General features: G+C 66.0%; 3 protein-coding genes. 1 reads left to right on the top strand and 2 read right to left on the bottom strand.

The genetic code is table 11. The features are described 5' to 3' along the window. Nucleotides 1-87: 87 nt before the first annotated feature. Nucleotides 88-2,712, bottom strand: a complete 2,625-nt coding sequence (gene alaS / locus ACXJKR_RS24090) for an alanine--tRNA ligase (RefSeq protein WP_457324962.1) — start codon at nucleotides 2,710-2,712, stop codon at nucleotides 88-90. Between the two features lie 103 nt (nucleotides 2,713-2,815). Here alaS and ACXJKR_RS24085 point away from each other — a divergent pair, with 103 nt between their 5' ends. Further along, nucleotides 2,816-4,300 carry an NAD-dependent succinate-semialdehyde dehydrogenase gene (locus tag ACXJKR_RS24085; protein WP_457324961.1) on the top strand — a complete coding sequence of 495 codons (1,485 nt, stop codon included), beginning with the start codon at nucleotides 2,816-2,818 and terminating at the stop codon, nucleotides 4,298-4,300. Nucleotides 4,301-4,402: 102 nt separating this feature from the next. Here ACXJKR_RS24085 and ACXJKR_RS24080 read toward each other — a convergent pair. Further along, on the bottom strand, nucleotides 4,403-5,042 hold a 640-nt coding region (locus tag ACXJKR_RS24080; RefSeq protein WP_457324960.1), incomplete at its 5' end, for a TonB-dependent receptor domain-containing protein.

The following is a 5,042-nucleotide window of genomic DNA, read 5'->3' as shown; positions in this document are numbered from 1 at the left end:
GTCGGCAGCTTGCTGCCCCAGGCCGTATCCATCAAAGAAAAAGGCCCGCGATCAGCGGGCCTGTTCAGGGCGAGGGCCAGGTGTTGACTACACGCGCTCAGCCACCCAGCCCGCCACGCTCTGCAGCGCCGCGGCCACGCCGGCCGGCTGCGTGCCGCCGGCCATGGCAAGGTCGGGCTTGCCGCCGCCCTTGCCGCCCACCTGCTGGGCGACGAAGTTGACGAGCTCGCCGGCCTTGACCTTGCCCACGCTGTCGGCGGTCACGCCGGCCGCCAGCTGGACCTTGTCGCCGTCGACCGCGGCCAGCACGATGGCCGCCGTCTTCAGCTTGTCCTTGAGCTTGTCCATGGTCTCGCGCAGCGTCTTGGCGTCGGCGCCTTCCAGCTTGGCGGCCAGCACCTTGATGCCACCCACGTCCACGGCCTGGGCCAGCAGCTCATCGCCCTGGGCGGAGGCCAGCTTGCTCTTGGCAGCGGTGAGTTCCTTCTCCAACGACTTGATCTGGTCCAGCACCGCGTGCAGACGGGCACCCAGCTCGTGCGGCGAGGTCTTGAGCGTCATCGCGGCACCCTGCACCGTGGTTTCCAGCAGCTGCAGATAGGCCAGCGCGTTGTCGCCGGTGACGGCTTCGACGCGGCGGATGCCAGCTGCAACGCCCGACTCGGCCACGATCTTGAACAGGCCGATGTCGCCCGTGGCCTTCACATGGGTGCCGCCGCACAGCTCCTTGGAGGAGCCGATGGACAGCACCCGCACCGTCTCGCCGTACTTCTCGCCGAAAAGCATCATGGCGCCCGACTTCTGCGCGTCGTCCAGCGCCATGACCTGGGCGTTGGCCCCGGCATTGCCCAGGATCTCGGCATTCACGAGCGACTCGACCTCGCGGATCTCCTCGGCCGTCATCGGCGCGTTGTGCGCGAAGTCGAAGCGCGTGCGCTCAGGCGTAACCAGCGAGCCCTTCTGCTGCACGTGGGCACCCAGCACCTCGCGCAGGGCCTTGTGCATCAGGTGGGTGGCGCTGTGGTTGCGCACGGTCTTGGCGCGGCGCTCGGCGTCAACGCGGGCAACGAACACATCGCCCACCTTGACCGAGCCTTCCACGACCTGGCCATGATGGCCGAACACATCGGCCTGGATCTTGATCGTGTCCGCGACGACGACGCGCGTCGTGCCGTTGCGCAGCTCGCCGGCGTCGCCGACCTGGCCGCCGCTCTCGGCGTAGAAGGGCGTGTGGTCGAGCACGATGACGGCGTCGTCACCAGCCTGCGCCTCGTTGACCTGAGCGCCATCGATGTAGATGGCGGTGACCTTGCTGTGCTCGCAGACGAGGTGCTCGTAGCCGTGGAACTCGGTCGGCGCGCCGCTGTAGGCCAGGCCTTGCGCCATCTTGARCTTGCCGGCGGCGCGGGCGCGGTTCTTCTGCTCGTCCAGCAGTTCGTTGAAGCGCGTCTCGTCCACCGTCACGCCGCGCTCGCGGCAGACGTCGGCGGTCAGGTCGACCGGGAAGCCGTAGGTGTCATGCAGCTTGAAGGCCGTGTCGCCATCGACGTTGCCGCCCTTGGCCAGCGCGGCCTCGAGGATTTCCATGCCGGTGGCGATGGTCTGGAAGAAGCGCTCTTCCTCCTGCTTCAGCACATCGGTCACACGGGCCTGCGCCTGGCGCAGCTCGGGATAGGCCTCGCCCATCTCGGCGCTCAGCGCCGCGACCAGCTTGTGGAAGAACGGCGTGCGGGCGCCGAGCTTGTAGCCGTGGCGGATGGCGCGGCGGGCGATGCGGCGCAGCACATAGCCGCGGCCGGCGTTGCCGGGAATGACACCGTCGACGATGGTGAACGAGCAGGCGCGGATGTGGTCGGCGATGACCTTCAGCGACGGGCTGGTGGCGTCACAGTCGCCACCACCGGCCGCGTCCACAGCCTTTTTGGCCGCAGCCAGCAGCGTCACGAAGGTGTCGATCTCATAGTTGGAATGCACATGCTGCAGAACCGCAGCCAGGCGCTCCAGGCCCATGCCCGTGTCCACGCTCGGCTTGGGCAGCGGGTGCATCACGCCGTCTTCAGTCCGGTTGAACTGCATGAAGACGTTGTTCCAGATCTCGATGTAGCGGTCGCCGTCCTGCTCGGCCGAGCCCGGGGGGCCGCCAGCGACGTCGGGGCCGTGGTCGTAGAAGATCTCGGTGCAGGGGCCGCAGGGGCCCGTGTCGCCCATCATCCAGAAGTTGTCGGACATGTAGCGCGCGCCCTTGTTGTCGCCGATGCGCACGATGCGCTCGGCGGGCACGCCCACCGTCTTGTTCCAGATCTCGTAGGCCTCGTCGTCTTCCTCGTAGACGGTGACCCAGAGCTTGTCGGCCGGCAACTTGAAGTTGACTGTCAGCAGCTCCCAGGCATAGCTGATCGCGTCCTTCTTGAAATAGTCGCCGAAGCTGAAGTTGCCCAGCATCTCGAAGAAGGTGTGATGGCGCGCCGTGTAGCCGACGTTGTCCAGGTCGTTGTGCTTGCCGCCGGCGCGGATGCACTTCTGGCTGGTGGTGGCGCGCGAGTAGGCGCGCTTGTCAAAGCCCAGGAACACGTCCTTGAACTGGTTCATGCCGGCGTTCGTGAACAGCAGCGTCGGGTCGTCGCCCGGCACGACGGGACTGGACGCGACGATCTGGTGGCCTTTCGACTCGAAGAACTTCAGAAAGGTCTGGCGGATCTCGGCGGCTTTCATCCGGGGTTTCCTGGAAAAGGTCTGTGACAAGGAGGGGCGATTGTAGAGAGGGGGCTTTACATCGCCCGGGTAGAGTGCCTCTCAATTCGATTGGAGAACCTTGATGGACGCGAATTCGCCGCTGGAGGCGCTCGAGAATCCCGGTCTGCTGCGCACGCAGGCCCTGATCAATGGCGAATGGGTCGGCGGCTCCGCCACGTTTGCGGTCAACGATCCGGCTACCGGCCGCGAACTGGCCCAGGTGCCCAACCTCGGCCGCGCCGACGCCGATTCGGCGATCGCCGCCGCCGCCAATGCGCTGAACGCCTGGCGCTCCAAGCCGRCCAAGGAGCGCGCCGCGGTGCTGGTGCGCTGGCAGCAACTGCTGGTCAAGCACGCCGACGACCTGGCCCGGCTGATGACGGCCGAGCAGGGCAAGCCGCTGGCCGAAGCGCGCGGCGAAGTCATCTATGGCGCCAGCTTCCTCGACTGGTTCGCCGAKGAGGGCAAGCGCGTCTACGGCGAGACCATCCCGACGACCGACCCAACCAAGCGCTACCTGGTCATCAAGCAGGCCGTCGGCGTCTGCGCGGCCATCACGCCGTGGAACTTCCCGTTGGCGATGATCACGCGCAAGGTCGCCCCGGCCCTGGCCGCCGGCTGCACCGTCATCATCAAGCCGGCCGAGGCGACGCCACTGACGGCCCTGGCTGCTGCCGAACTGGCCCAGCAGGCCGGCATGCCGGCCGGCGTGCTGAACGTGCTGACGGCGGACTCCCAGCAGTCCATCGAGATCGGCCAGGTGCTGTGCGAGAGCGATGTCGTGCGCCATCTGTCTTTCACCGGCAGCACGGAGGTCGGCCGCATCCTGATGAAACAGTGCGCGCCGTCGATCAAGAAGCTCAGCCTGGAGCTGGGCGGCAACGCGCCCTTCATCGTCTTCGACGACGCCGACCTCGACTCCGCCGTGGAAGGCGCCATCGCCAGCAAATACCGCAATGCCGGTCAGACCTGCGTCTGCGCCAACCGCATCTATGTACAGGCGGGTGTCTACGACGCCTTCCTGGAGAAATTCGCGGCCAAGGTCGCGGCGCTGAAGACAGGTAATGGGTTTGATGCCGGCATCAATGTCGGGCCGCTGATCGACGCTGCAGCGCTGGAAAAGGTCCAGACCCATGTCGCCGACGCCATCGCCTTGGGTGCCAAACTGCTGGCGGGCGGCAAGCGCATCGAGACCGCCGGCGGCAACTTCTTCGAGCCGACGCTGCTGGCCGATGCGACGCCGCAGATGCTGTGCTCGCGCGAGGAGACCTTCGGCCCGGTGGCGCCCATCTTCAAGTTCCAGACCGAAGAGGACGCGATCCGGTTGGCCAACTCCACCGAGTTCGGCCTGGCCAGCTATTTCTACAGCCGCGACATCGGCCGCATCTTCCGCGTCGGCGAGGCGCTGGAATACGGCATGGTGGGCGTCAACACCGGCCTGATCTCGACGGCCGAGGTGCCGTTTGGCGGCGTCAAGCAATCGGGCCTGGGCCGCGAGGGCGGGCGCCAGGGCATCGAGGACTATGTCGAGGTGAAGTACCTCTGCCTGGGCGACATCCACCGCTGAAAACCAGGCCCCGGCAACAAAAAAACCGCGAGGCAGCTTCTGGCTGCACTCGCGGTTGCCGAACCGACTGACCGGGCCTTGTGCACCCGGCAGTCAAGCTACTTACTCGAAATCCACGCTGAAGGTCAGCGAGGTGAAGCGCGGGGCACCGAGGTAGTAGAACTCGGTGCTGGCAGATTGCGATGCGGTCGAGCCATTCGTCGTCCGCAGCGGCGTTGCCTGCGTGTTGGTCAGGATCGAAGACGCGCTGCGGTACTTCGCATTGCCGATGTTGCTGACGTTCAGGCGCAGTTGGGCGTTCTTCAGCTGCGAGCCGAAGTTGCCGAACTTGAAGCCGGCGTCCAGGTCACCGGTGGTGTAAGCGGGGGCGGCTTCCTGGTTCATCAGGTCCACGTACTGCGAGCCGGTGTACTTGCCCTTCAGGCGCACATAGACCGGGCCTTGCTCGTATTGCACGGACAGGGCGGCCATCTTCTTGGGCGTCTTGCCGAACTCCTTGTCCTTGATCGGCAGGAAGCCGGTAGCGGTCAGCTGCAGATCGTCCGTGATCTTGCTCTTCTGCAGCGTCAGCGAGCCATAGGCCGAGAAGCCGCCGAAGACGCCGCTGCCGACTTCCATCTCCAGGCCACGGTTCTTCACGCCGCCGGCATTTACATAGGTGGTGACCAGGGTATTCGGGTCCGTCGCCGAGACCTGGCGGTTCTTGAAGTCTGAGCTGAACAGCGTAGCCGTGAACGAGATG

It is taken from the genome of Roseateles sp. P5_E11, assembly GCF_054049355.1.
The sequence above is the reverse complement of the archived record's forward strand: the minus strand, read 5'-3'. Positions and strand labels throughout refer to the sequence as shown.